Below are 24,120 nucleotides of genomic sequence, written 5' to 3' on the forward strand. Positions count from 1 at the left end.
ATACCTGATTGACTTTTCAGTCCGCGGTCGGCAGGGTTGCAGGCCTTTCGGGGCAACCTGTTGTAACTAAGGTTATGCGCGTTTTTGTGAAAGGAACATGAAAAAACGGTCGGCGATTCGTCTATCTGTAAGCCATACAGCCACCGTTCAGACTTCTTCCGTTTATCGGCTGTTTTAGTAGAAAAGTTTTACGGAAGAGTCGCTCTTTATATAAGTTTCTTTGCACTTTTAAGTTGTTTTGTTGAACTGTTTTCTATTCAAGGCCGTTTCGTTTGATTGACTTGTCGAGTACTGAATCCACCCCGTCCAACACTAATCCGCTGACGCTTTATCTGGCCCGCCTGGCGCCGTCCAGCCAACTGACCATGCGTTATGTCTTGCAGGACGCCGCTGACCGTCTTGGTTTTGAAGACGTGGACATCGAGGAAATCCCCTGGCACCGGCTGCAACCGGAAGACGTCGTGGCGCTGGTCGCCGCATTGCGCTCCGACGGTTATGCGCCGAATACCTCGTCGCTGTACGTGAATGCCGTGCGCGGTGTGATGAATGAAGCCTGGCGCATGAGCCTGATCAGCCAGGATCATCTGCTGAAAATGCGTTCGGTCAAAGGCATCGCCGGCACGCGGTTATCTCAGGGGCGCAACTTGAAGCGCACCTTGATTCACGAATTGATGGAAGTCTGCGCCGCTGATCCGCGTCCGCAAGGGCTGCGCGACGCAGCGGTGATTGCGTTGTTGTACGGCACCGGCATGCGTAAATCAGAGTCGGTGGACCTGGACTTGAATCAGGTCGATTTCACGGAGCGCAGCCTGACCGTCACCGGCAAAGGCAATAAGCAACTGATCAAGTACGCACCGGCCTGGGCGTTCGCCAAACTCGATGCATGGCTGGAACTGCGGCGTTCAGAGCTGAAGGAGGGCGAGAGTGACGATGCCTTTCTGTTCAACCGCATCCGTCGCGGCAGCCATATCACTCGCGAGCGCATCACCAAACACGCGATCTATTACATCGCCCGCCAGCGTGGCACCCAGGTCGGGGTGAAGATCATGCCGCACGATTTCCGCCGTTCGTTTATCACGCGGGTGATCGAGGAGCATGATTTGTCGATTGCGCAGAAACTGGCGCACCACAGCAATATCCAGACCACCGCCAATTACGATGTGCGGGACGACAACGAGCGGCGGCGCGCGGTGGATCGCTTCGATCTGTAGGTCCGTCAGGACGGGGAAGGGCAGGTGCGCGCGTTGCCGGTTGCCGCCCGACTGATCTGCTCGGCCAGCCGTTTGACGTTGTGCTGCTGGGCCCCCACCAGATCATCGATGGTCGGGCCGGACGGTGTTTGCAGGGTCGAACGGCAGGTCAGCGAGCCATTGTCAGTGGCGCCGACAGGACGCAAGCGCCATTTGGCGTCGATCAGGCCGTACTGACCGGGGATCGAGTCGAAGCGTTGCACTTCGATGCGCACCGAAACGTTGCCTTGCCCACCGGTATTGCTCAATTGATCGGCCAACGCACCGCGCAACTCATCCGCCAGTGTCGCGCCCCACCAATCAGTTTCAAGAATCGCCAGGCCGCTGTTGCCCTGGCGGATAACGATTTGCGCACGGTCGACCTGCGGCGGCACGCTCAGCGCTTCAATCGGAATCTGCGCGCCGGTCCGTGTGTTGGCGATCTGCACCGGCGTCAGGGTGTGAAAGCTGATCGGGTCGCTGCGACAGGCGCTCAGCAGCATGAACGCAGCGAGCACGGTGATCTTTAGCGGTAAAGCCATTGTGTTAGCTCCTGTGCTCAATTGCGTGGCGGTCCTTTCAGATCGATAGGTGCTGCGTTATCGGGGCGACCACGAATCAGCGATTCCGGATGACGACCGAGGTAATCCGACAGCTCACGCAGCGAACGCGACATGCGCCCGAGTTCGTCGAGGGTTTCCGTGAGTTTCTCGCGTTGTGGCGAATCTTCGGCCAGGGTTGAACTGGCGGACTGCAAGGTCTTGCTGACGTCGGCGAGCGTGCTCTGCACGCCCGGCAGGGTCTTGGCGTTGAACTGAGTCAGACCTTTGCGCAGCTCGATCAGATTGCTGTCGAGGTTGTTGGCGATGCGATCCACTGGCAACTTGTTGAGCTTGTCGACCACCGCTTCGAGTTTTTCCTGCAACTGTTCGAGGCTGCCGGGCACGGTCGGTAGAACGACCGGGCGAGCGCTCGGGTCGAACGCGACTTTCTCCGCTTTCGGGAAGAAGTCCAACGCGACGTACAACTGGCCGGTCAGCAGGTTGCCACTGCGCGCCTGGGCACGCAGGCCATTATCGACGAAGGTGCCCAGCAAGCGGATGCCAGCGGCTTCGTCGTTGGGGTCGTGCTTGAATTCGGTGAGCATCTTTTTGTAGGCCTGACCGAGACGCTGCGGGTAAATGACGATGCCGACGTTAAGCGGGAAGGTGCGTTTTTTCGCATCGAAATCCAGGTTGATGCCCACGACCCGGCCGATTTCCATACCGAGGAACTCGACCGGCGCATCGACCTTGAGTCCGCGCAGTGACTGTTCGAAACGCAGCACCATGTATTGCGCCTTGCCATTCGGTGGGGCGAGGGCGCTCTGCTGGTCGGCGAACAGTTCGAAATCTTTGTCGTCTGCGGCGGCCACATCGTTGGGACTGTAATCCGGAGCACGGAACGCAATCCCGCCCACCAGCATGGTCGACAGCGATTCGGTCTTCACGGCAAAGCCGTTGGCACCGACATTGATGTCGATGCCGCTGGCATTCCAGAAACGGGTGTTTTCAGTGACGAACGCGTCGTTCGGCGCGTGAATGAACACCTCGATATCCACCCCTTTGCCTTCGGGGTTGAGGGCGTAGGTGACGACCTGGCCGACCGGAATCTTGCGGTAATAAACCGGTGAACCGATATCCAGTGAACCGAGGTCCGGCGCATGCAGCATGAAGCGCTTGCCCGGTTCGCCGTAGGTGATCGGCGGCGGATTTTCCAGGCCTTTGAAGTGTTTGGCGCGGTTGTCGGCCTGACCGATGTCGGCACCGATGTAGTCACCGGAAAGCAGGGTGTCGATACCCGAAACGCCGCCGGCGCCAATGCGCGGGCGCACCACCCAGAACTGTGAGTCTTCGCGCGTGAAGGTTTCCGCCTGTTTTGACAGTTTAATGGTGGCGTCGACACTTTTCTGGTCGTTACTCAACTCGACGTCCGTCACCTGACCGATGACCACGTTGCGGTATTTGACCTCGGTCTTGTTGGCCGTCAGGCCGCTGCCGGTCTTGAAGTTGACGATGATCGTCGGCCCTTCCTGCATCACGTTGTGCACCACCAGCGAGATGCCCACCAGCACCGCCACAATCGGCACGATCCAGACGAGTGAAATGCTGAAACGGCGGGTTTTGACTGGGGCTTGGCCTGGTGCTCGCGGCTCGTCGGTGGCTGACGACTTCATCCATGTCCTCCTCGATTGATTGGGCACTGAGCGTCAGGAACGCCAAAGCACCTCATCAATATAGAAGTGCTTGGCGATAGAGCAAATGTGAATAGCGCATGTGCCGCGACCTGATTGATGATCGTTCCCACGCTCTGCGTGGGAATGCCTCAAGGGACGCTCTGCGTCCAGTGACGCGGAGCGTCACCGGCTGCATTCCCACGCAGAGCGTGGGAACGATCAAACCGCGCTGTCAGCCGAGCATTTCCCGCAGGCGATACCAGAACATGCCCAGTGCCAGCAGTGGCGAACGCAAGGCCGGACCGCCCGGGAAGGTCATGTGCGGCACGCCGCTGAACACGTCCATGCCTTGGCTGTGACCAGCATGAATCGCCTCGCCGAGCAGTTTCGCGCACCAGTGCGTGACGTTCAGGCCATGGCCGGAATAGCCCTGCGCATAGAACACGTTCGGGTGCTGCTTGAGCCGGCCGACCTGTGGAAAACGGTTGGCGGTGATGCCAATCTTGCCGCCCCACTGGTAATCGATGCGCACGTCGGCCAGTTGCGGGAAGACCTTGAGCATCTTCGGGCGCATGTAAGCGGCGATGTCCGCCGGATCACGCCCGGAATAGTGGCAGGCACCGCCGAACAGCAAGCGTCGGTCCGCCGAGAGCCGGTAGTAATCGAGGCCGACTTTCTGGTCGCACACCGCCAGATTGTGCGGGATCAGTTGCGCGGCGCGCGCCTCGGACAACGGTTCGGTGGCGATGATGTAACTGCCGGCCGGCAGCACCTTGCCACTGAGTTGCTGTTCGAGGTCGTCCAGATGCGCATTGCAGCCGAGCACCAGACTGCCAGCCCGCACCGTGCCGCTTGCGCAGCGCACCTGCACGGTCGGGCCATGGATGATTTCCAGCACTTCACTCTGCTCGAAAATCCTTACGCCCAACGATGCTGCAAGTCGCGCTTCGCCTTGCACCAAATCCAGCGGATGCAGATGACCGGACCCCATGTCGACCAGGCCACCGGCATAGATGTCGGAGTTGACCACCTGCTGGCGCACCTGCTCGGGGCCGATCAGGCGGGTTTCATGGGCATAGCCGAGTTCGGCGAGGTCGACCAATTCATCCTTGAAGGCAGCGAACTGCGCCGGGGTGTTGGCCAGATCGCAGAAGCCCCAGCGCAGATCACATTCGATGCCGTTGTCGCCGATGCGCTGACGCACCAGTTCGACCGAATCGATGCCGGCGCGCTGCAAGTAACGCACGCCTTCCTGACCGACATACTTGGCGAACCCCGTGACCTCATGACCGATCCCGCGAATCAACTGGCCGCCATTGCGCCCACTGGCGCCCCAGCCGATGCGCCGGGCTTCGATCAACACCACCGACAACCCGCGTTGCGCCAGTTCGATGGCCGTGTTGACCCCGGTGAATCCGCCGCCGATCACGCAGACATCGGCAGTCAAGTCACCGTCCAGCAGCGGATAAGGTGTGCTCGCCCGGGCCGAAGCGGCGTAGTAAGAGCGAGCGTGTTCTTGGGTGTACTGATTCATTTGTTCGACTTCACTTTGCTCCAGGATCGGGTCATCAGTCGCATGATCGCCTGGGGCGGGGTAGATGAGATGTAGAGCTTGTCGAGCACTGCCTGGGATGGGTAAACCTCAGGGTTGTTGACCAGCTCTTGATCCATGTATTGCTTGGCGGCCGGGTTCGGGTTGGCGTAACCGACCGAAGCGCTGACTTTGGCGATCACTTGCGGATCAAGCAGGTAATTGATGAAAGCGTGCGCTTCTTTGGTGTTGCTCGCATCGGCGGGGATGGCCAACAGATCAAACCAGAGATTGGCGCCTTCTTTCGGAATGGCGTAAGCGATGTTCACGCCGTTCTTGGCTTCCTTGGCGCGGTTGGCGGCCTGGAACACGTCGCCGGAGTAACCGAAGGCTACGCAAATATCGCCGTTGGCCAGATCCGACACGTATTTCGAAGAATGGAAATAGGTGATGTATGGACGGATGCTCAGCAGTTTCGCTTCAGCCTTTTTATAGTCTTCCGGGTTTTCGCTGCGCGGGTCCATGCCCATGTAATTGAGTACCGCCGGGAAGACTTCGTCGGCGGAGTCCATCATCGACACCCCGCACTGGCTGAGTTTCTTCAGGTTCTCAGGCTCGAACAGCACGGCCCAGGAATCGATGTGGTCGACGCCCAGCACTTGCTTGACCTTGTCGACGTTGTAGCCGATGCCGTTAGTGCCCCACAGGTACGGCACCGAGTGCTCGTTGCCCGGGTCGTTTTTCTCCAGCAGTTCGAGCAGTTTCGGGTCGAGGTTCTTGAAGTTCGGCAGTTGCGCACGGTCAAGTTTGAGGAAGGCGCCTGCCTTCACCTGACGCGCGAGGAAGTGGTTGGACGGCACGACCACGTCATACCCGGTGCGACCGGCGAGCAGTTTGCCTTCGAGGGTTTCGTTGGAGTCGAAAACGTCGTAGATCACCTTGATCCCGCTTTGGCTCTGGAAATCGGCGAGGGTGGTTTCGCCGATGTAGTCGGTCCAGTTGTAGACGCTGACCTGGGGTTGGGCATGGGCTACCGCGCTGAACAGCACGCTCAGGGCGACCGGGAGTACGGATTTCAACAGACGCATTTCGACACCTCTTTTTCGAATGATCGTTCCCACGCTCTGCGTGGGAATGCCTCAACGGACGCTCCGCGTTCGGCTTTGGATGGGACGCGGAGCGTCCCGGGCTGCATTCCCACGCAGAGCGTGGGAACGATCGACACAGGGGATCTTTTGGCTTTGCTCAGACGCTCAGCATCAGGAACTCACGCTCCCACGAACTGATCACGCGTTTGAAGTTTTCATGCTCGGCACGCTTCACCGCGACGTAGCCACGGACAAACTTGTCGCCCAGGTACTGCGCAACGGCCTCGCACTCTTCCATTTGCGTCAGCGCTTCTTCGATGGTGATCGGCAGGCGCAGGTTACGGCGCTCATAAGCACGGCCCTGGACCGCAGCGCTCGGCGCGATGGCTTCGACCATGCCGATATAACCGCAGAGCAGGCTCGCGGCGATTGCCAGGTACGGGTTGGCATCGGCGCCCGGCAGACGGTTTTCCACACGCATGGCTTCCGGGCTGGACGTTGGCACACGCAGGCCGACGGTGCGGTTTTCTTCGCCCCATTCGACGTTGACCGGCGCCGAGGTGTCCGGCAGGAAGCGGCGGAACGAGTTGACGTTTGGGGCGAACATCGGCAGCACTTTCGGGATGTACTTCTGCAAACCACCGATGTAATGCAGGAACAGTTCGCTCATCTGCCCGTCAGCGTTAGCAAAGATCGGTTTGCCCGTGGCGATGTCCACCACGCTCTGGTGAATGTGCATGGCGCTGCCCGGCTCGTCGCCGATCGGCTTGGCCATGAATGTCGCCGCAACGTTGTGCTTGAGTGCGGCCTCACGCATGGTGCGCTTGAACACAGTGATCTGGTCCGCCAGATCGAGGGCGTCGCCGTGACGGAAGTTGATTTCCATCTGCGCCGGGCCGTCTTCGTGGATCAGCGTGTCGAGGTCCAGGCCTTGCAGTTCGCACCAGTCGTAGACGTCTTCGAACAACGGATCGAATTCGTTGGCGGCATCGATGGAGAACGACTGCCGACCGCTTTCAGCACGGCCCGAGCGGCCCAGCGGTGCCTTCAGCGGCAGATCCGGGTCTTCGCAGCGTTGGGTCAGGTAGAACTCCATTTCCGGCGCCACAATCGGCTTCCAGCCTTTGTCGGTGTACAGCTGCAAGACTTTCTTCAACACGTTGCGCGGCGACAGTTCGATCGGGTTGCCGAACTTATCGAAGGTGTCGTGGATGACGATGGCGGTCGGCTCGATCGCCCACGGAATCACGTAGACCGCGTCAGCTACGGGCTTGCAGACCATGTCGATATCGGCAGGATCGAGCAGGTCGTAGTAGATGTCGTCGTCGACAAAATCCCCGGTTACCGTTTGCAGCAGGACACTTTCCGGCAGGCGCATGCCTCGCTCATGCAGGAACTTGTTGGTCGGTGCGATCTTGCCGCGGGCAATGCCGGTCAGGTCGCTGACCACACATTCGACTTCGGTAATCTTGTGATCTTTCAGCCACGTGAACAGCTGATCGAAAGGGGCATTCATAAAGACCTCGTTATTGGTTTTATAGACGCCGGGGAGGGCGGGTTTCATCTTCCGCCCCTTCCCCTGTGGCGCGTTGACGACTATCTTGGGCGAGCCTTGCAGTTCCATCTATCCACTTTAAGCAGCACCAAAGCGCACCAAAAGAGTGCGCAAGGTCACCCCATGACAACGTGCAATTCGCTCCAGGTTCAAGCGTTCAACACCGCCGATGTGGCCGAACAAGTCCGCGCCACACCGGGCTGGGTCCAGCATTACCAACAGATGTCGCCGGGCCATTTCGCCGGGCAGATCCGCTATCTGGATCTGCAGGGTGTCGAGGTCTACGAAGAGCAGATGAACACCCGCGTCGAGCAGAACTTCAGCGCGCCGTCGGGTGCTTTGGCGTTCTGTTTCGATCGCAGTGACAACGCGCTGTATCTGCTCAATGAAGACAGCCGCAACATCTGGATCACCCCGGAGAACTACCAGGAAATCGCCGTGGTGTTCGGTCCGGAATTTGTTCGCCAGCACGGTCTGAATGTGGCGAAACTCGAAGGGTTGTTCATGACCCAACTCAACTGCGGGCAGAACGCCTTGTTCAGTCGCTGGTTAAGCTCGACTCTCACGAAGATGTCGCAAGCTGTTGATCTGCTTGATAAAGATGCGCTGACAAAACAACTGCTCGAAGACTGTCTGTTCATTCTCGACAACGCTCACACCAGTCTTGATCGCGGCGGATTACAGCGGCGTACTGAAGAGCGGATGATCATGAAACGGGTAGGGGAGTGGGCGGCCGATTCGCCGGAAGACACGGTCAATCTGCTGGAGCTTTCGCAAGTGGCCGGGGTGCCGTTGCGCCAATTGCAGCAGGCGTTCAAGGCCTACACCGGGATGACCCCGAGTCACTGGCTGCGCCTGCGCCGGTTGAACAGCGCACACCGTGAATTGCTCAAGCGCCGACCCACGGAAACCACCGTGGCGGAGGTGGCGATGCACTGGTCGTTCTGGCATTTGGGAAGGTTTTCCAGCAGTTACCGGGCGTTGTTCAAGGAGTTGCCGAGCGAGACCTTGAAGCGCTCATGAAAGCTGTCGCGGTTAAAAAGGCTTTGTGTCGGCGCTCAAGTTAAATAGAATCACTCTCATTTGAAACTGACTTCGCGCAGGACTCTTGAGATGACTGAAGCAGCGACGCCATCGCCGCAGCACCTGCACGAACTGTATCGCGACCATCGAGGCTGGCTGGAAACCTGGCTGCGGCGGCGCATGGGCAACGCGTGGGATGCGGCGGACCTGAGCCAGGATACCTTCTTGCGCGTGCTGTGCAGCGCTCAGCCGATTGCAGATATGCGCGAGCCGCGCGCGTATCTGCTGACCGTGGGCAAACGCCTGCTGAGCAATTTCTACACCCGCCGCAGCCTGGAAAAGGCCTATCTCGAAGCACTCGCGCAGTTGCCCGAGGAATGCGTGCCGTCGCCCGAGCAACGTTGGCTGCTGCTGGAAACCCTGCAAGCGCTGGATGAGCTGCTCGATGGTTTGCCGCGAGCGGTGCGTCGGGCCTTTCTCCTGAGTCAGCTCGAAGGCCTCGCTTACCGTGAAATTGCCGAACGGCTGCAGGTTTCTGAACGCAGTATAAAACGTTACATGGCAATGGCTTACGAACATTGCTTGATGTTGGATCTATGATGCGTGTTGCGCCCAGCACCGAAGCGCGCGAAGTTGCCCGTGCCGCCGCACAGTGGTTGGCATTGCTCGAATCCGGCGAGGCCAGTGAAGCCGATCACGTGCGACTCAAGCACTGGCGCGACAGCGATAGCCGCCATGAAAACACCTGGCAGAAGATTCAATTACTGCGCCAGCGCTTTTCCAGTCTGCCAGCAGAATTGGCCATGGCCACACTCGATCGCCCGGATCTGGCGCGGCGTGCAGCTCTGAAAAGGGCGCTGGGTCTGGCGGCGCTGGTGCCGACGGCGTGGTTGATCAGTCGCCAGTTGCCGCTCGACGTCTGGCGCGCGGATTTGCAGACTTCCACCGGCGAACACACGCGAACACGGCTGGCCGACGGCAGCACCTTGCAACTGAACACCGCCAGTGCGGTGAACGTCGATCTGGCCAGCCGTCAGTTGACGTTGGTGCGCGGCGAAATGGCGCTCAACGTTCCGGGTAGCACGGCGTTGACGGTCAACGCGCCGTACGGTCGGATCATTGTCAGCCGCAGCGAAGTCTGCGTGCGCCTCAACCAGCGTGATTGCACCGTGTCGGTGGTCAGCGGTTCGGTGCAATTGCAGCCGTTGCACGGGCCGGCGCTGCAGTTGAACGCCGGGCAACAGGTCAATCTGCAGGCTTCCGGCGCCGGGTCGGTCGCGCTGTTCGACGCCAAAATGCCGGGCTGGCGTGACGGTGTGTTGATGGCGCAAAACCAGCCGTTGGGGGACTTTCTTCGCGAGTTGAGCCGTTATCGCTCGGGGCTTCTGCGCTGGGAGCCGGCACTTGAACGTCTGCGTGTCACCGGCAGTTTCCGCCTCGACGACACCGATAAAGTGCTGACGCTGCTGGCGGCGAGCCTGCCGTTGGAGGTGCATTCGCGCACGCGTTTCTGGGTAACGCTGACGCCGCGAAAAAATATCGTCTGAAGCCTGTCCCTTTTTTTCGCCTCACCGGTCATTGCAGGTAAGTGAACAAAATCGAGAGCTTCTTCCAATGCCCGCAGTATTCCCAAGTCGTTTGCGTCCGTTGTTGCAGTTGAGCCTCCTGCTGAGCCTGAGTGCCAGCCCTGTGTTGATCCAGTCCAGTTGGGCCGAAGACGCCGCTCGGCGCAGTTACCAGGTGCCGGCCGGTAGTTTGAGCGCCGCACTGACCCGCTTTGCCGGGTTGGCCGGGGTCAATCTGTCGGTGGATCCGGCGCTGGTCAGCGGGCGCAACAGTAATGGTTTGTCCGGCGAATTTGGCGTGGAGGAGGGGTTCGCTCGCTTGTTGCTGGGTTCCGGTCTGCAACTGCAACCGCTGGGTGAGCAGGCCTACACACTGATTCCAGCCGCCGAGGGCAGCAGCCTGCAACTGGCGCCGACGTCGATTCTCGGTGCCACCGGTTCCAGCGATGCCGATGTGTTTGCCGGCGGCCAAGTCGCGCGGCGTGGCTCGCAGGGTTTGCTGGGGTCGAAAGACTTCATGGAAACCCCGTTCAGCATGACCACCTACACCAGCGAGGCGGTGAAGAATCAGCAGGCGCGCACCTTGGGCGATCTGATTTCCAGCGATCCATCGGTGCGCGCGACCAATCCGGCCGGTGGACGTTACGAGCAATTCACCATCCGTGGTTTCAGTCTGTTCAACAGCGACGTGGCCTATAACGGCCTCTATGGTGTTTTGCCGACTTACACGATCGACATGGAAATGGCCGATCGCGTCGACATTCTCAAAGGCCCGAGCCAGCTCATCAACGGCATCTCGCCGAGAGGCAGCGTGGGCGGGGGGATCAACGTCGTGCCCAAGCGCGCTACCGATCAGCCGATCACTTCGCTGACGGCCAATTACGCGTCGAACAATCAGGTCGGCGGTGCGGTGGATGTCGGCCGGCGGTTCGGTGAGGACAATCAGTTCGGCCTGCGCTTCAACGGCGTCAAACAGTCCGGTGATACCGAGTGGGATGATCAAAGTGTCGACCGCGACATGGCCGTGCTCGGCCTGGATTTTCGCGGTGAGCGCTTGCGACTTTCGACCGATATCGGTCACACCGAACGCGACACCGACGCGCCGCAGGAGCGCGTGCAGGTCGCGGCCAATGCCAAGGTTCCGAGCGCGAACAAGGTGCATCGCAACTACGCGCAACCGTGGACTCAGGCGAAAACCGAGGACACCTTCGGCACGCTCAACGCTGAGTTCGACGTCAATGATTCGGTGATGCTGTACGGCGGCGTCGGCGCGCGCAAAAGTAATCATGACTTCTTGCGCCACGCCGTTTCCGTCACCAACGATGCCGGTGATTTCAGCGTTCAACCGCGTGATTTCACCCGCGACGAGAATGTCCGTACCGCAACGGCCGGCGTGCGCAACTGGTTCCATACCGGGCCGGTGAGCCATGAGGTCAATCTGGTGGCCAGCTACTTTTATATGGATTTCGAGAATGGCGGCGCGCGTTATGCGGCCGGGCGCAGCAATCTGTATGACCCGGTGGAAACCGCCAAACCCGGTACGCCGACGCGCTACGACGCCAAGGTGTACACCGAAAACCGCTTCAGCGGCGTGGCGTTGTCCGACACCTTGGGCTTCTTTGATGATCGGCTTCTGTTGACCCTCGGTGCGCGCTGGCAACGAGTGAAAGTCGATGACTGGAGCGATGACGTCAAAGGCGACACGGCTTACGACGAGGAAAAGGTTTCGCCCTCGGGCGGCATACTGTTCAAGGCGACTGACAAGCTGTCGCTCTACGCCAACTACATGGAAGGCCTGAGCCAAGGCAAGATTGCGCCGTCAACGTCAGTGAACGAAGACGAAATCTTCCCGCCGTTTATCAGCCGTCAGGTCGAGATCGGAGCCAAGTACGACGCCGGTTCGTATGCTTTAACGGCAGCAGTATTCAGGATCAAGCAACCCGCCTATGAAACCAACGCCACGACCCGGGTCTTCGGCCCGAACGGCAAACGACAGAACAACGGCGTGGAGCTGAGCATGTTTGGCGAACCGCTCAAAGGCGTCCGGTTGCTCGGCGGTGTGATGTACATCGACAGCGAGCTGACCCACACCACCAATGGCGCTTTCGACGGCAACCGTGCGCCGGCGACTCCGAAATACAACGTCAATCTGGGCGCAGAGTGGGACGTGCCGAGTGTGCAGGGGCTGACGCTGACAACCCGTGGCATCTATTCCAGTTCGCAGTATCTGGATCAGTCGAACGAGAAGGAGATCGACGCTTGGGAGCGCTTCGACGTGGGTACGCGGTACGCCTTCAAAGTCGATGAAAAAACCATCACCCTGCGCGCCAATGTCGAGAACGTTCTGGATAAAAGCTACTGGAGTTCAGCAGGCGCTTCGGATGACAGTGAACCGGGGTTGACGTTGTCGACACCGAGAACTTATCTGCTTTCAGCGACAGTGGATTTCTGATTCCACTCGGAAAATCAAAAGCGTGCTATCAGCGAGCTGACCCACTCTTACAGTGATGTCCTGACCACCAATGGACAGTCAACTCGCTGAGTGCCCGAAAGCTCCAGGGTCTCGATCAGATGCCGTGCAGCCTGGCGCCCAATTTCGTAGTACGGCAGTTGCACGGTGGTCAGCGGAGGGATGAACAACTCGGCAATGCCGATCATGTTGTCGTAGCCGAGGACGGCGACATCGTCGGGAATTTTCAGGCCGCGCCCCAACAACAGTTGATAGGCACAGAAGGCAATGCGGTCGTTGCCACAGATCAGAATATCGAATTGGGGACGACCATCAATGACATGCCGGTCGAGGATAGCGGCTGTTTCACCATAGGCATCATGATCGGAAAGGTCGTATTGCAGGAGCGTGTCCGGCGCCAGTCCGAATGCCTGACAGGCACGCTGCAGGCCTTTTTGTCGCAGCCCCCATGCCAGACTCTGTTTCGGCAGATTGATACACAGAGGACGCTGGTAGCCGAGGCTCAACGCGTGGTGTACGGCGCGATACTGGCCCATTTCGTCGTCGGGTACATAGCTGACGAGGCTGCTGTCATCTGCCAGACAATTGGCAAGCACTAAAGGCTTGCTCTTCAAGCGCTCGGGAATGCTGACCTGGCGAAACCCCATGGCGCTGAAGATCAAGCCATCCGGACGGTGCGACAGCATCAGGTCGATGTTCTGGTCGGTGGGCGGGTTGCTTAGCAGGTTGAGGATAAAGACATTCCAGCCGGCCTGTTGCGCGGTCTGCTCAATGGACAGCAGCAGCTCGACCGCGAAAGGTGTGGTCGCAGTGTCCAGCGCGAACACACCGATGGTGCGCGACTGGAGGTTGTCACCGCGCATCTTGCGCGCTGACAGGCTGGGTACGAATTGCAGTTCATCAATGGCACGACGCACCCGTAGAAGGGTTTCGGGGCTCAGTTTTTCCGGAGTATTGAGCGCTCGAGACACCGTCATCAGGGACACGCCGGCCAGTTGTGCAACGTCTTTCACTGAAGTCATGCGAGGTGCGGCCGGTCTGGTTGACGCAGAATCATGACACAGGGCCCGGGCTTCTCGCGACCCGAATGACGCCGCTCATGACCATGCAGAACCGAGCGGCCATGCCTTGGCAATCGAGACGCGTCCGCCACTCCCGCTTGCCACCAGCTTCACGCCCAGACTGTCGGAACGCGGATAGAGGCGACTGCTGAGGCTGAAGCGGCCGTTTTCGTCGAATACCTCGATGGATGAGCGATCAAGAAACACGCGCAGTTCCAAGCGCTCTTGTGTCGGGTCTATCGCCACGCTGCGCTGGCCTGTGACTTGCGCACCCGAGCGGCTGCGATCAAGCACCAGACGCTGCAGTGATGCATCGTAATAGAGCAGGGTTTCTTCACGGCCATCGTCGCTGCAACGCAAAGCGACTCCCAAGTGGCCGTCAGTGCAGCCGAGCAGATCCAGATGCACATGGATTTCGAGCATGTCGCCGTTTACTTGCGGTACCCAGCGAGTTCCCGAATCTCCCCACCACGGCGTACCCGGCAATAGCGTCATTCGCAGCGCGCTGAGCTCGCGTGCCGGATACACGCAAAGGCGATCGGCGCGCAGCTCAAGTTCGCGGGGCAATCCGAGCATGCCGCACCAGTGATGGGCCTGGCTCGGCATCGGGCTTTCCCACATGTCCAGCCATGCCCATAGGAGGCGCCGACCATCGGCGGCCAACAGCGTTTGCGCTGCATAGAAATCGTGGCCGTTATCCAGCTCGATAAAAGGCCCGCCCGTGAAGTGCCACTGGTTATCGAGCTGGCCCACTCGATAACCGGTCTGATACTTGTTGAGCCGATCGTAACCGTCGGCTTGCATGCCTTGCGGAGAGTACAGCAGCACATCGCGTCCATTCAGGCGAAACAGGTCCGGGCATTCCCACATATAGCCATCGTCTTCGCTGCCGGCGGACACATAGTCGAGGAATTCCCAGACGCGCAGATCCGTGGACCGGTACAACGGCAGCAGCGGCCTGTCGCCCAAACGTGCGCCGGCAATCAGGTACCAATAGCCATCCGCCTGCCAGACCTTGGGGTCACGAAAGTGCATGATGGCGTCTTGCGGCGCGCTGTCGATGACGGCCCCGTGTTTGACGAAGCGGATGCCATCGGTACTGGTTGCCAGGCACTGCACTTGACGGATCAAGCGTTCGTCACCCACTTCGCCCAGCCAGGTGTGCCCGGTGTAGATCAGGGCCAGGGTATCGCCACAGACCACGGCGCTCCCGGAAAAACAGCCGTCGCGGTCGCAGTCATCGCCGGGTGCCAGCGCAATGGGCAGGTGTTGCCAATGCACCAGATCGGCACTCTTGGCGTGGCCCCAATACATCGGCCCCCATTTCGCGTCGAAGGGGTGATGCTGATAGAAAACGTGATATTCGCCACGGAAGTACACGACCCCGTTCGGGTCGTTCATCCAGCCTGCCGGCGGGGCAATATGATAACCGGGTCGATAATCCTCGATGACGCGAGACTGGCTGTCAGCCAGGGCGCGCTGCGCAAGGTCAAGGGTCGAAGACATGGGATCGCTCGGAGTATTCAAAGACAAGGTCATAGGGCGCCTGCTCGGACTGAGCGCAAAGAGAGGTCATCCTGCGCGGATTCAATGGCGTGCGGGTGGCGCTTCAATGCCGTGCCGTCGCTGTCGAACAGATGGATCTTGTTGATGTCCAGCTGCAGTTCGACCCGATCGCCCGCCTGCCATCCGGCGTTGACTTCACAACGACAGATAAGTGGCTCGTCCTGCCCGGTATCCAGGTGCACATAGGTTTCACTGCCCAGGTATTCGACCCCGGTCACGACGACGCCTGCCGTGCCCTGCGCCGCTTTGAGCGACAGGTGTTCCGGACGAACGCCCAGGCTCAGCGAGGCGTCTGCCGCCAGGTCCGAGCTGTCGAAGGGCAGGGTGGTCATCCCCAAAACAGTTGCATCGACCAGGCTGGTTTCGCCCGGCGCATGCAAGCGTGCCGGCAGGAAATTCATTCTCGGCGAACCGAGAAAACCGGCGACAAAGCGGCTGGCAGGGCGCTCGTAGAGTTCGCGCGGTGAGCCGACCTGCTCGACGTGACCGCCATTGAGCACGACAATTTTGTCGGCCAGGGTCATCGCTTCGACCTGATCGTGGGTGACGTAGATCATGGTTGAGCGCAGTCGCGCATGCAGCCGGGCGATTTCGTTGCGCATCTGCACCCGCAAGGAAGCATCCAGGTTGGAGAGCGGCTCATCGAACAACAAAATGTCCGGTTCCCGCGCCATGGCTCTGCCCATTGCTACACGCTGACGCTGCCCTCCAGACAACTCTTTTGGCTTGCGTTGCAGCAGTTTGTCCAATTGCAGGATTTGCGCAGTTTTCAGTACGCGCTCGCGCAGGCTGCTCTTTTCAGTCTTGGCCAGTTTGAGGCCAAAACTGATGTTGTCGTAGACGCTCATGTGTGGGTACAGCGCATAGGACTGAAACACCATGCCGACGCCACGCTCGCGCGGCTCCAGGTCGTTGACCCGGCGCCCGTCGATCAGCAGGTCGCCGGCACAGATCGAATCCAGTCCGGCGATCAGCCGCAGCAGCGTCGACTTTCCGCAGCCCGAAGGGCCGACGAATACCACGAATTCACCCGCAGCGATCTCCAGGTTGATGTCGCGAAGAATCCGCGCGCCGCCCAATTGTTTGTTCACGTTGTCCAGTTTCAATTTCATCACGATGCGGTTCCTTGTCTTTATTGGGCATCAACCCTTTAACGCGCCGGCAGTGAGACCGGAAACGATTCGGCGCTGGAAGATCAGCACCAGAATCACCAGTGGGACGGTGACCAGCACCGAGGCAGCCATCAACAAGCCCCAAGGCAACTCATGGGGGCTGCCGCCGGAAATCAAGGCGATGGCCACCGGCACCGTGCGTTGGCTGTCGGTGAGGGTGAACGTCAGGGCAAACAGGAACTCGTTCCACGCCGCGATGAAGGCCAACAAGCCAGTGGTGATCAGGGCGGGCCAGAGTAGCGGCAACAGCACGCGGGTCAGCGTCACCCAGGGCGACGCACCATCCATGATTGCCGCTTCCTCCAGTTCATGGGGCAGTTGTCCCATGAACGTGGTCAGCACCCAGACGGTGAAGGGCAGGGTGAAAATCGTGTAACTCAGGATCAACGCCCACGACGTGTTGTACAGGCCCAAGGCGCGGATCACTTCGAACAGTCCCGACAGCACCGCGACCTGGGGAAACATCGACACGCCAAGCACCATCATCAACACCGTGCCACGCCCACGGAATTTCACCCGGCCCAAGGCATAAGCAGCGGTCAGGCTGAGGAAAAGCGCCAGGGTGACCACGCACAGCGCAACCACCAGTGAATTACCGATTGCTCGCAGGAACGAGGCCTGGTGGAGGACCGCAGCGTAATTGGAGAAGTCAGGATTTTCGATCCAGTAGCTCACCTCGAACAAGGCGCTGGAGGGCTTCAGCGACGTCACGATGGCGTAGTAGAACGGGAAAACCGCATACAGCAGCAAAACCCCGATCAGGCACCAGAATCCGAGGCGCAACAGCGCTTTTTTCAGCAGGCGCGGGCTCATGCGCGGACCTCCAGTTGACGGCGTCCGAGGTAGAGGTAAAGCATGGCGATCACCGCGACCACGAGAAACAACAGCGTCGACGCCGCGCTGCCGTAACCGACATCCTGGAACTCCACCAAGTGCTGGCGGGCATACACCGACATGCTCATGGTGCTCGAGGAGTTCGAGGTCAGCACATAGATGACGTCGAATACCCGCAGCGAATCAAGGATGCGAAAGATCGCCGCCACCAGCAGTGCAGGCATCAACAGTGGCAGGGTGACGCGCCAGAACACCTTCAGCGGATGAATGCCATCGACCCTGGCCGCTTCGTAGCAATCGCTCGGCAACATCTGCAAGGCCGCCAGCATCAGCAGCGTGACGAAGGGCACGGTCTTCCAGACATCAACGATGATCACCGCCCACATCGACAGGTCGGCATCTGCCGTCCAGGCCAGGGGAGCATCAATCAGGCCGAGGCTGAGCATCAGGTGATTGATGATGCCGAACTGGTCGTTGAGCATCCATGACCAGATCTTCGCCGAGACAATCGTCGGAATCGCCCACGGAATCAGAATCAACGCCCGCACCAGAGAACGGCCGGTGAATTTGATGTTCAGCAGCAACGCCACCAACAACCCCAGCACGACCTCCAGTCCCACCGAGACCACCGTGAAATACAACGTGTTGCGCACTGCATTCCACCACTGTGGATCGACGAGGATGCCCGACCAGCCGGAACCGCTGAACAACAGATAATTGCTCAAGCCTATGAAGGTTGCGCCACCGGTGTCCGCCAGGCTGGCGTCGGTCAGACTGAACCAGAATGTGCGCAGCAGCGGCCAGGCGGCGACCAGGGCCAGGCAGACCAGCATTGGCGTCAGAAACAGCCAGGCAGCGCGCACCCGGCGACGTTGTACAGGCGTTTCCCTCGTGAGCAGCAGCTCGTCAAAGGGGGCATGGGTCGTAGAGACAGACATGGTGATTTCCTTCCTTGTGGCTTACCAGTTCCGGCGTTTGATGCGCGTAAGTTCGCTTTCCAGTTCGGCAAGAGCCTTATCGACGGGCAACTCGCCCGCCAGCACGCCATGCACCCGATCGAAGAACGCATTGGAGACCCGTGGATAACGATCGGCGGTGATGGCGGCGGGGCGCATGACCCCAGCGTTGAGAATGCTGTGCAGCTGAGCGTAATAAGGCATGGCCGCGAGCAACTCGGGATCTTGATACAGCGACTCGATTACCGGGTTATAGCCGCCTTTCAGCGCTCGACGTTTTTGCTCTTGGGCACTACTCAGGTAGCTCACCAGCTCAGCGGCAAGTTTGGGATGCGCGCTGTAACGCGATACCGCCAGGCCCCAGCCACCGAGGGTGGAGGCATGCTCGCCGGTTTCGCCGCCGCGGGGCAGGGGAGCGACGCCGACCTTGTCTTTTACGGCACTGTCCTGGCTTTGCACCAGGGCCCAGACATAAGGCCAGTTACGCATGAATAGCGCATTGCCCGACTGGAATACACCACGTCCTTCTTCCTCGGTGTAATTGAGCACGCCACGCGGAGAGATGTCTCCGACCCAGCTTTTCGCCAGGGTCAACGCCGCTCTCGAGGCCTGACTGTTGACCACTATGTCGCCGCGTTGATTGATCAGGCCGCCTTGCGGTTGGCTGCTGATCCACTCCAGCGCATTGCACGTCAGCCCCTCGTAGGCACGTCCCTGAAAGATGTAACCCCAGGCATTGGCGTTCCCGGCGTTGCGTTCAGCCTGTTGCACATCCCTGGCGGTAGCGGTCATTTCCTCCCACGTCTGAGGAACCTGTTTGTTGTATTTCTCAAGCAGGTCTTTGCGGTAATACAGCAGCCCCGAGTCGGTGAACCACGGCATCGTCACCAGCCGCCCGTTGACCGTGGCGTTATCGACCTGGGCCTGGAAGTAGCCTTGGGTCGCGTTGGCGGGAAGCACCTCACGCAGATCCATCAGGTGTTTTGCCAGCATCCCCGGCCACACCATATCGATTTGAATGATGTCGATGTCGGTGGACTGCGCACTGAGGATCTGCTGGTAGAACGACAACCTCTCGGTCGCCGAGTTAGGCGTGGAGACCACCTCGACGTTGTTGCCGGTCTGTTTCGACCATGTCTCGACGGCCTCTTTGCACAGCTGCAACTCCGCACCCACCGCACCGCAAGAGATCGTCAGATCGGTTGCGTTCGACACGGATGGCAGTGCGGCAGACAGGGTGATCAATGCAACGGGCAGGAGCGATTTCAGGTGTTTCATCGAGCGTCCTTTATTTTTGTTTTTAGAAAAGTTAACGTTAACATCGCCAAATGTAGCAGCGTATTTGCGAGGAGGCATCCTTTTTTTGTCGTTTGTGACAACTCGCGATTCACGCAAAAAAGGCAACTGCGGCAACCAAAAAATAAAAACAAAACAGGGAATCAACATGCAGAAAGGATCAAGCTGGCTACTGGTCGGCGTGCTCGGCACATCGGCGGCGGCTTCTCAGGGCGCGACACTGGAAGAGCGCATGGCCGCACTTGAAGCGCGTGCCAGCGCAGCGGAAAAGCGTGCAGCCATGGCCGAACAGCAGACCCAGGCACTTGCCCGGGAATTGCAGCAGGTCAAACGCGCGGCGCCGCCCTTGCAACCCGTCGCCTCTAACGTAACAGCCATTTCGGCGCCTGCTCTGGACACCCGACTGGCAAAACTCGAAGCCCGTCAGCAAAGCCTGGAGAAGGAGGGCGGTGCCAGAAACCTCACCGATGGGTTCAGCTTCAACGGCTATGCGCGCTCCGGATTGTTGGTCGACGAGGGGCTGGGTGGCGGGCGTGGCGGCCCTTATACAACGCCGGCCGGTTCGGTGGGCGGGGCAGTCGGGCGACTCGGTAACGAGGACGACACCTACATGCGTATCGACCTGTCGAAAGAGATCTATGCGCAAAACGGCACTCGTTCCAAGTTCACGGTCTCCATCGCCGACGGTGTGGAAAGCTCCAATGACTGGACGGCCGACGAAAGCAACCTCAACGTGCGCCAGGTGTTCGCCACGCTCGACCATGTCGCTGCATTCAAAGGCAATTCAGTCTTCGAGAACGCTACGTTGTGGGCGGGCAAGCGCTTCGATAGAGATAATTTCGATATCCACTGGCTGGACTCCGACGTCGTTTACCTGGCCGGCACCGGCGGTGGAATTTACGATGTGCAGATGAACAAGCATTGGCGCTCGAATTACTCGTTGATTGGGCGTAGCTACGGAGATTTCAGCCAAGGCGGGATTAATGCCGATGTGGAAAGTTACATCCTGACCTCCAACCAGTTCTTCGAGGATGGCCAGTGGCAGTGGATGTACAACGCCATCGGCGCCAAGAAAAACGATTTCGGCACCCACACCAACAAGGCCGGTTTGACGCCTGCGGATAGCGGTTTGCACAGCATGCTGGCCAATCACCAGAAAACCTTTTTCGGCAGGGAAGGGTTCTTCAAAACGGCGCTGCTCTATGGGCAAGGCCTGGGGGCAGAGGTCAAGAACGTTGGCTCGGATGGTGAACTGATCGACGACGCCCGCGCGCTGCGTCTGGCGCTTTACGGTGAGACGCCGCTGACCTCTGACTGGCGCATCGGGCCCAGCTTGCTGGCCGAACAGAGCAAGGATCGATACGTCAAAGGTGACGACTACCGCTGGCTGACCCTCAACGTGCGATTGGCCAACAAAATCAACAGCAACTTCGAAATGGCCTACGAAATGAGCTGGCAAACCATGAACCTCGACCCCAAGGGCTATCTACAACGTAATGCGGTCGACGGTAACTTCTGGAAATTCACGGTCGCCCCGACATTCAAGCTTGACGTTGGCGATCTACTCACGCGTCCGGAGCTGCGAGTGTTCGCCAGCTACATGAACTGGTCTTCGGATCTGGACAGGTTCAGCACTGCAGACTCCTTTGGCATGTCCGACTTCCAGGCGGGAGGGGTATGGCAATACGGTATTCAGATGGAAACCTGGTTTTAATCGTTGAACGCACTTGCGATAGTGCAGTGCTGGAGCGGTGAAGGATGCTCCAGGCTAATGATGTCGTTTCTTCCCAGGATGGATGATTACCCAATGCTCAAGTTCAATGCTCATCTCGGTTTCCAATTCAATGAATTGCCTTTTCTGCAACGCATCGAAGCCGCCGCAGCCGCCGGTTTCCGGGCAGTGGAGTTCCCGTCGCCGTATGAATTCGACGCCAGTCTGCTTGCCGACCATCTCGCCCAATACAGTTTGCCGTTGATTCAGTTCGCCGCCCCGGCCGGCGTGACCAAAGGCATCGCCGCGTTACAGGGCAGGGGAGAGGAGTTTCGTGACGGGTTGCTCCAGGCCGCCCGCTACGCAAAGACCTTGGCGTGTGCGGATGTCCACATCATGTCGGGCGTTACCACGCAGAATGACGCTGAGCGAACCTACGCGGGCAACCTGGAATATGCGGTCAAGTACTTGGAAGACCAGGGGCTGCGGCCGCTTATCGAAGTGATCAGCGCGGAGGCGATGCCGGGCTATTACATGTCCGACTTCAGCAAGGCGCAACAGGTACTGGAGACCTTCCCGAGTGTCGGGCTGATTCTTGATCTTTACCATGCCCAGCTTTTGACTGGAGACGCAGCGGATGTGCTGGCGCGGTTTTATGACAGAACCGTCCATGTGCAAATTGCCGATTGCCCGGGGCGTCACGAGCCGGGAACGGGGAGTATCGACTTTGCTGCCTTGTTCGAGGCGCTGGAGCAGCGCGGCTACGCAGGATGGATCGGATGTGAATACCGTCCTTCTGGGACTACCGTTGAGAGCCTTGACTGGTTCAAGCAACTGAGTGCTTAGGTTCCAGGCGAAAATCTTTGAGTCGCTGATGTGGGGACAATCGCCGCCATCAAAGGCAGAAGCCCTTGATGGCCGAGCGAGAAGAACTCATCGATATCGGCCTGACGTTGGCGAGTAGGGGGGAGTAAATGCCTGATGCGGTTTTTGTAAGCAGAACTATCTTGTTCGGAGATTGTGATCCGGCAGGGGTGGTTTACACCCCGCGATTCTCATATTTTGCTGTAGAGGCCATTGGTGTAGCACTCGACAGATGGGTAGGGGGGCCGGGGCTTAGAGCGGTGATGAGTTTTAATGTATTGCCGCCGGTGCGTGCGATGTCGATCGAGTTGCTGGCTCCGCTGACGTGGGATGACGAAATGATTATTAAAGTTGGCGTGGCCAGGTTGGGGAAGCACTCTTTTACTTTTTTGGTTGAGGGGTTTATAGGCGAAGGCGTGCTGGCATTTACAGCGAATGTCACACACGTTTGTGTCTCACCGGAAAGTAAGGAAGTTGTATCCATTCCAGCTCCGTTGCGAGCGCTTCTTTCATAGACGATCAGATGGACTCAACAAACGTTTGGGGGGCTGTCGAGTGCCCGGTTGTGGTCAAAATCTACCGTTCCTCACCGGGAGCTATGGGCGATTGCGGCCTTGGTGACCGGCAGCAATCGGCCAAAAGCTGTCATTCGTACGCCACCGTTTTCGACCCGAAGCGGCCTCTCATCGTTAGCACAGACGGGCAGAAGTGGGCTCTCGATCCGCTACGGCTAACGACTTAAAGCAGCCCTTGATGGAGAACAACCGCAATAGGGATATTTAGACAAGTCCATGAACACGGCAATGCGCGATTTATGACTTACGTATCAGTAATGACCTGAGTTATTCTCACAGACGCATTTATTCCCAATGAGCAAGGAGCGTTCATGAATCAGCAGATACGCCACTACGGTGTGCAATCGTTTGTCCATTCCAACTTTTACGTCAGGGTAGAGCCTCGCCCCGAAATTCGAATTGGATTAGACGGAAAAAGATGGTGTGCCTACCGGATGTTGCCTCAAGAGGACGTGCGCCTCAACAGCCCCTCTTCAAATATGCGTGCCGACTACATATTTGTTGATCCAGCTGACAAAGTAGATGCGCGGGGCCTCGTCGATGTGTATCTCGTATCCAAAGAGCAGGAACGCGTCAAGCATTTGATTGCGGCTTGCCGTTTTGAGGCATTTCCTTCCTGAGTGAGCCTGCTCTTTCTTAGGTAAATGGATTTGGCTTTGGCCGTGTGTCGTTTTGAGGAACGATTGCTTTGGGTCGATAGCGGTCATCTTCGACCAGCAGCTATCGACCCAAAGTTGCCGTTGGCCAAAAGCAGCCAATCGGATGCGCCTAGGAAACTAGGTGGAATGGGGACAGATTTATTTATCAGGCAGACCGGTCGCTTCTGGCCGAAAACGGACATCTGTGAGCGGCCACTATCGGCCAGAAGCGGACGTAATAGCGTTTGTGTAGTATCTGCCTCTCTTCCCACCTATATGAGATGCCGATGTCTAGCCGACACTCCCCATCCCCTACAAGAGCTGTCCTAGAGCTGCAAAACGCACGTTCGCTTTTGGGAAAACGGCTGAGCTTGCTGCTGCACGACCAGTACTATTTCAACGACGAGAAAGATCTGGGAGACATAGGTTCTCTAGAGTGGCGTTTTGGCGAAGGAGAAGTTCTATCCATGTATCTCTTGAGTGATGGCGAGAGAGTAGGTGCGGACTTGTTTCCTTCTGATACGCCGGCTCCCTTCGAGATAGAGCCAAACGTGACCTGCTCCTGGAAGAGGGAAAACCTGCTTGCGGATCTGTCAGCAACCCACCTTGAGAACACAAAAATTTGCGCAGTTGAGGGAATTCTTTGATCTGGTCAAACGATACTGGACACGGTTATAGGGTTTTACCCTTTTTCATGCCGCCAGGGCCTCCATGTCCACCGGAGTTCGGTAGCCATTGTGACTGTGCAGCCTGATCCGATTGTAATAATGG

21 protein-coding genes are annotated in these 24,120 nt (G+C 58.6%); 10 read left to right on the forward strand and 11 right to left on the reverse strand.

All coding sequences use genetic code 11. From position 1 onward, the window contains the following. Positions 1–365: 365 nt before the first annotated feature. Complete coding sequence (gene xerC, locus CKW14_RS24865; RefSeq protein WP_245398056.1) at positions 366–1,211, forward strand: tyrosine recombinase XerC; 846 nt, start codon at positions 366–368, stop codon at positions 1,209–1,211. A gap of 5 nt (positions 1,212–1,216) precedes the next feature. Here the strand turns inward: xerC and CKW14_RS24870 are convergent, their stop codons facing one another. From CKW14_RS24870 to CKW14_RS24890, 5 genes are all read right to left on the reverse strand, one after another. Next, a complete protein-coding gene (locus CKW14_RS24870; RefSeq protein ID WP_095048916.1) occupies positions 1,217–1,771 on the reverse strand; it encodes a membrane integrity-associated transporter subunit PqiC in 555 nt (184 codons plus the stop codon). 17 nt (positions 1,772–1,788) lie between these two features. Beyond that, positions 1,789–3,444: an intermembrane transport protein PqiB gene (locus CKW14_RS24875; RefSeq protein ID WP_095048917.1), complete on the reverse strand. Its 1,656-nt coding sequence runs from the start codon at positions 3,442–3,444 to the stop codon at positions 1,789–1,791. A 232-nt stretch (positions 3,445–3,676) separates the two neighbouring features. Further along, positions 3,677–4,978, reverse strand: a complete 1,302-nt coding sequence (locus tag CKW14_RS24880) for an FAD-binding oxidoreductase (RefSeq protein ID WP_095126303.1) — start codon at positions 4,976–4,978, stop codon at positions 3,677–3,679. After that, complete coding sequence (locus CKW14_RS24885; protein ID WP_095048919.1) at positions 4,975–6,063, reverse strand: polyamine ABC transporter substrate-binding protein; 1,089 nt, start codon at positions 6,061–6,063, stop codon at positions 4,975–4,977. Before CKW14_RS24885 ends, CKW14_RS24880 begins: the two co-directional genes overlap by 4 nt. 157 nt (positions 6,064–6,220) lie before the next feature. After that, positions 6,221–7,579: a glutamine synthetase family protein gene (locus tag CKW14_RS24890; protein WP_095048920.1), complete on the reverse strand. Its 1,359-nt coding sequence runs from the start codon at positions 7,577–7,579 to the stop codon at positions 6,221–6,223. 162 nt (positions 7,580–7,741) lie between these two features. On the opposite strand from CKW14_RS24890, the gene CKW14_RS24895 reads away from it, so the two are divergent. The 4 genes from CKW14_RS24895 to CKW14_RS24910 all read left to right on the forward strand — a co-directional run bounded on the left by CKW14_RS24895 (position 7,742) and on the right by CKW14_RS24910 (position 12,658). Continuing rightward, positions 7,742–8,641 carry a helix-turn-helix domain-containing protein gene (locus tag CKW14_RS24895; protein ID WP_095126304.1) on the forward strand — a complete coding sequence of 300 codons (900 nt, stop codon included), beginning with the start codon at positions 7,742–7,744 and terminating at the stop codon, positions 8,639–8,641. Positions 8,642–8,731: 90 nt separating this feature from the next. After that, positions 8,732–9,241, forward strand: coding sequence for a sigma-70 family RNA polymerase sigma factor (locus CKW14_RS24900; RefSeq protein ID WP_095126305.1), 510 nt, complete (start codon positions 8,732–8,734; stop codon positions 9,239–9,241). Beyond that, a complete protein-coding gene (locus CKW14_RS24905) occupies positions 9,241–10,188 on the forward strand; it encodes a FecR domain-containing protein (protein ID WP_095126306.1) in 948 nt (315 codons plus the stop codon). Before CKW14_RS24900 ends, CKW14_RS24905 begins: the two co-directional genes overlap by 1 nt. A gap of 67 nt (positions 10,189–10,255) precedes the next feature. Continuing rightward, positions 10,256–12,658 carry a TonB-dependent siderophore receptor gene (locus CKW14_RS24910; protein ID WP_095126307.1) on the forward strand — a complete coding sequence of 801 codons (2,403 nt, stop codon included), beginning with the start codon at positions 10,256–10,258 and terminating at the stop codon, positions 12,656–12,658. Between the two features lie 47 nt (positions 12,659–12,705). Here CKW14_RS24910 and CKW14_RS24915 read toward each other — a convergent pair whose 3' ends face one another. The 6 genes from CKW14_RS24915 to CKW14_RS24940 form a co-directional block, all read right to left on the reverse strand. Next, a complete protein-coding gene (locus CKW14_RS24915; RefSeq protein ID WP_095126308.1) occupies positions 12,706–13,698 on the reverse strand; it encodes a LacI family DNA-binding transcriptional regulator in 993 nt (330 codons plus the stop codon). A 75-nt stretch (positions 13,699–13,773) separates the two neighbouring features. After that, positions 13,774–15,243, reverse strand: coding sequence for a glycoside hydrolase family 32 protein (locus CKW14_RS24920; protein WP_095126309.1), 1,470 nt, complete (start codon positions 15,241–15,243; stop codon positions 13,774–13,776). A gap of 29 nt (positions 15,244–15,272) precedes the next feature. After that, the gene (locus tag CKW14_RS24925; protein WP_256587290.1) at positions 15,273–16,418 is read right to left on the reverse strand and encodes an ABC transporter ATP-binding protein; all 1,146 of its coding nucleotides are present in this window, start codon (positions 16,416–16,418) and stop codon (positions 15,273–15,275) included. Between the two features lie 27 nt (positions 16,419–16,445). Continuing rightward, positions 16,446–17,288 (reverse strand): carbohydrate ABC transporter permease, encoded by an 843-nt coding sequence (locus tag CKW14_RS24930; RefSeq protein WP_095048928.1) that lies wholly within the window; start codon positions 17,286–17,288, stop codon positions 16,446–16,448. After that, positions 17,285–18,247, reverse strand: a complete 963-nt coding sequence (locus tag CKW14_RS24935; RefSeq protein WP_095048929.1) for a carbohydrate ABC transporter permease — start codon at positions 18,245–18,247, stop codon at positions 17,285–17,287. The genes CKW14_RS24930 and CKW14_RS24935 overlap by 4 nt, the downstream gene beginning before the upstream one ends. 21 nt (positions 18,248–18,268) lie before the next feature. Then, positions 18,269–19,543, reverse strand: coding sequence for an ABC transporter substrate-binding protein (locus CKW14_RS24940; RefSeq protein ID WP_095126311.1), 1,275 nt, complete (start codon positions 19,541–19,543; stop codon positions 18,269–18,271). Between the two features lie 166 nt (positions 19,544–19,709). On the opposite strand from CKW14_RS24940, the gene CKW14_RS24945 reads away from it, so the two are divergent. The 5 genes from CKW14_RS24945 to CKW14_RS24965 all read left to right on the forward strand — a co-directional run bounded on the left by CKW14_RS24945 (position 19,710) and on the right by CKW14_RS24965 (position 23,996). Further along, positions 19,710–21,275, forward strand: a complete 1,566-nt coding sequence (locus CKW14_RS24945; RefSeq protein WP_095126312.1) for a carbohydrate porin — start codon at positions 19,710–19,712, stop codon at positions 21,273–21,275. A gap of 93 nt (positions 21,276–21,368) precedes the next feature. Further along, entirely contained in the window at positions 21,369–22,118 is a 750-nt protein-coding gene (locus CKW14_RS24950) for a hydroxypyruvate isomerase family protein (protein ID WP_095126317.1), read from the forward strand. Positions 22,119–22,246: 128 nt separating this feature from the next. Continuing rightward, positions 22,247–22,651 carry a thioesterase family protein gene (locus CKW14_RS24955; RefSeq protein ID WP_095126313.1) on the forward strand — a complete coding sequence of 135 codons (405 nt, stop codon included), beginning with the start codon at positions 22,247–22,249 and terminating at the stop codon, positions 22,649–22,651. 371 nt (positions 22,652–23,022) lie between these two features. After that, complete coding sequence (locus CKW14_RS29780) at positions 23,023–23,331, forward strand: hypothetical protein (RefSeq protein WP_141231826.1); 309 nt, start codon at positions 23,023–23,025, stop codon at positions 23,329–23,331. A 389-nt stretch (positions 23,332–23,720) separates the two neighbouring features. Then, positions 23,721–23,996, forward strand: a complete 276-nt coding sequence (locus tag CKW14_RS24965; RefSeq protein ID WP_256587291.1) for a hypothetical protein — start codon at positions 23,721–23,723, stop codon at positions 23,994–23,996. Positions 23,997–24,120: the final 124 nt, after the last annotated feature.

The sequence above is a fragment of the Pseudomonas sp. Irchel s3a12 genome (genome assembly GCF_900187485.1).
GTDB lineage: Bacteria > Pseudomonadota > Gammaproteobacteria > Pseudomonadales > Pseudomonadaceae > Aquipseudomonas > Aquipseudomonas neuropathica.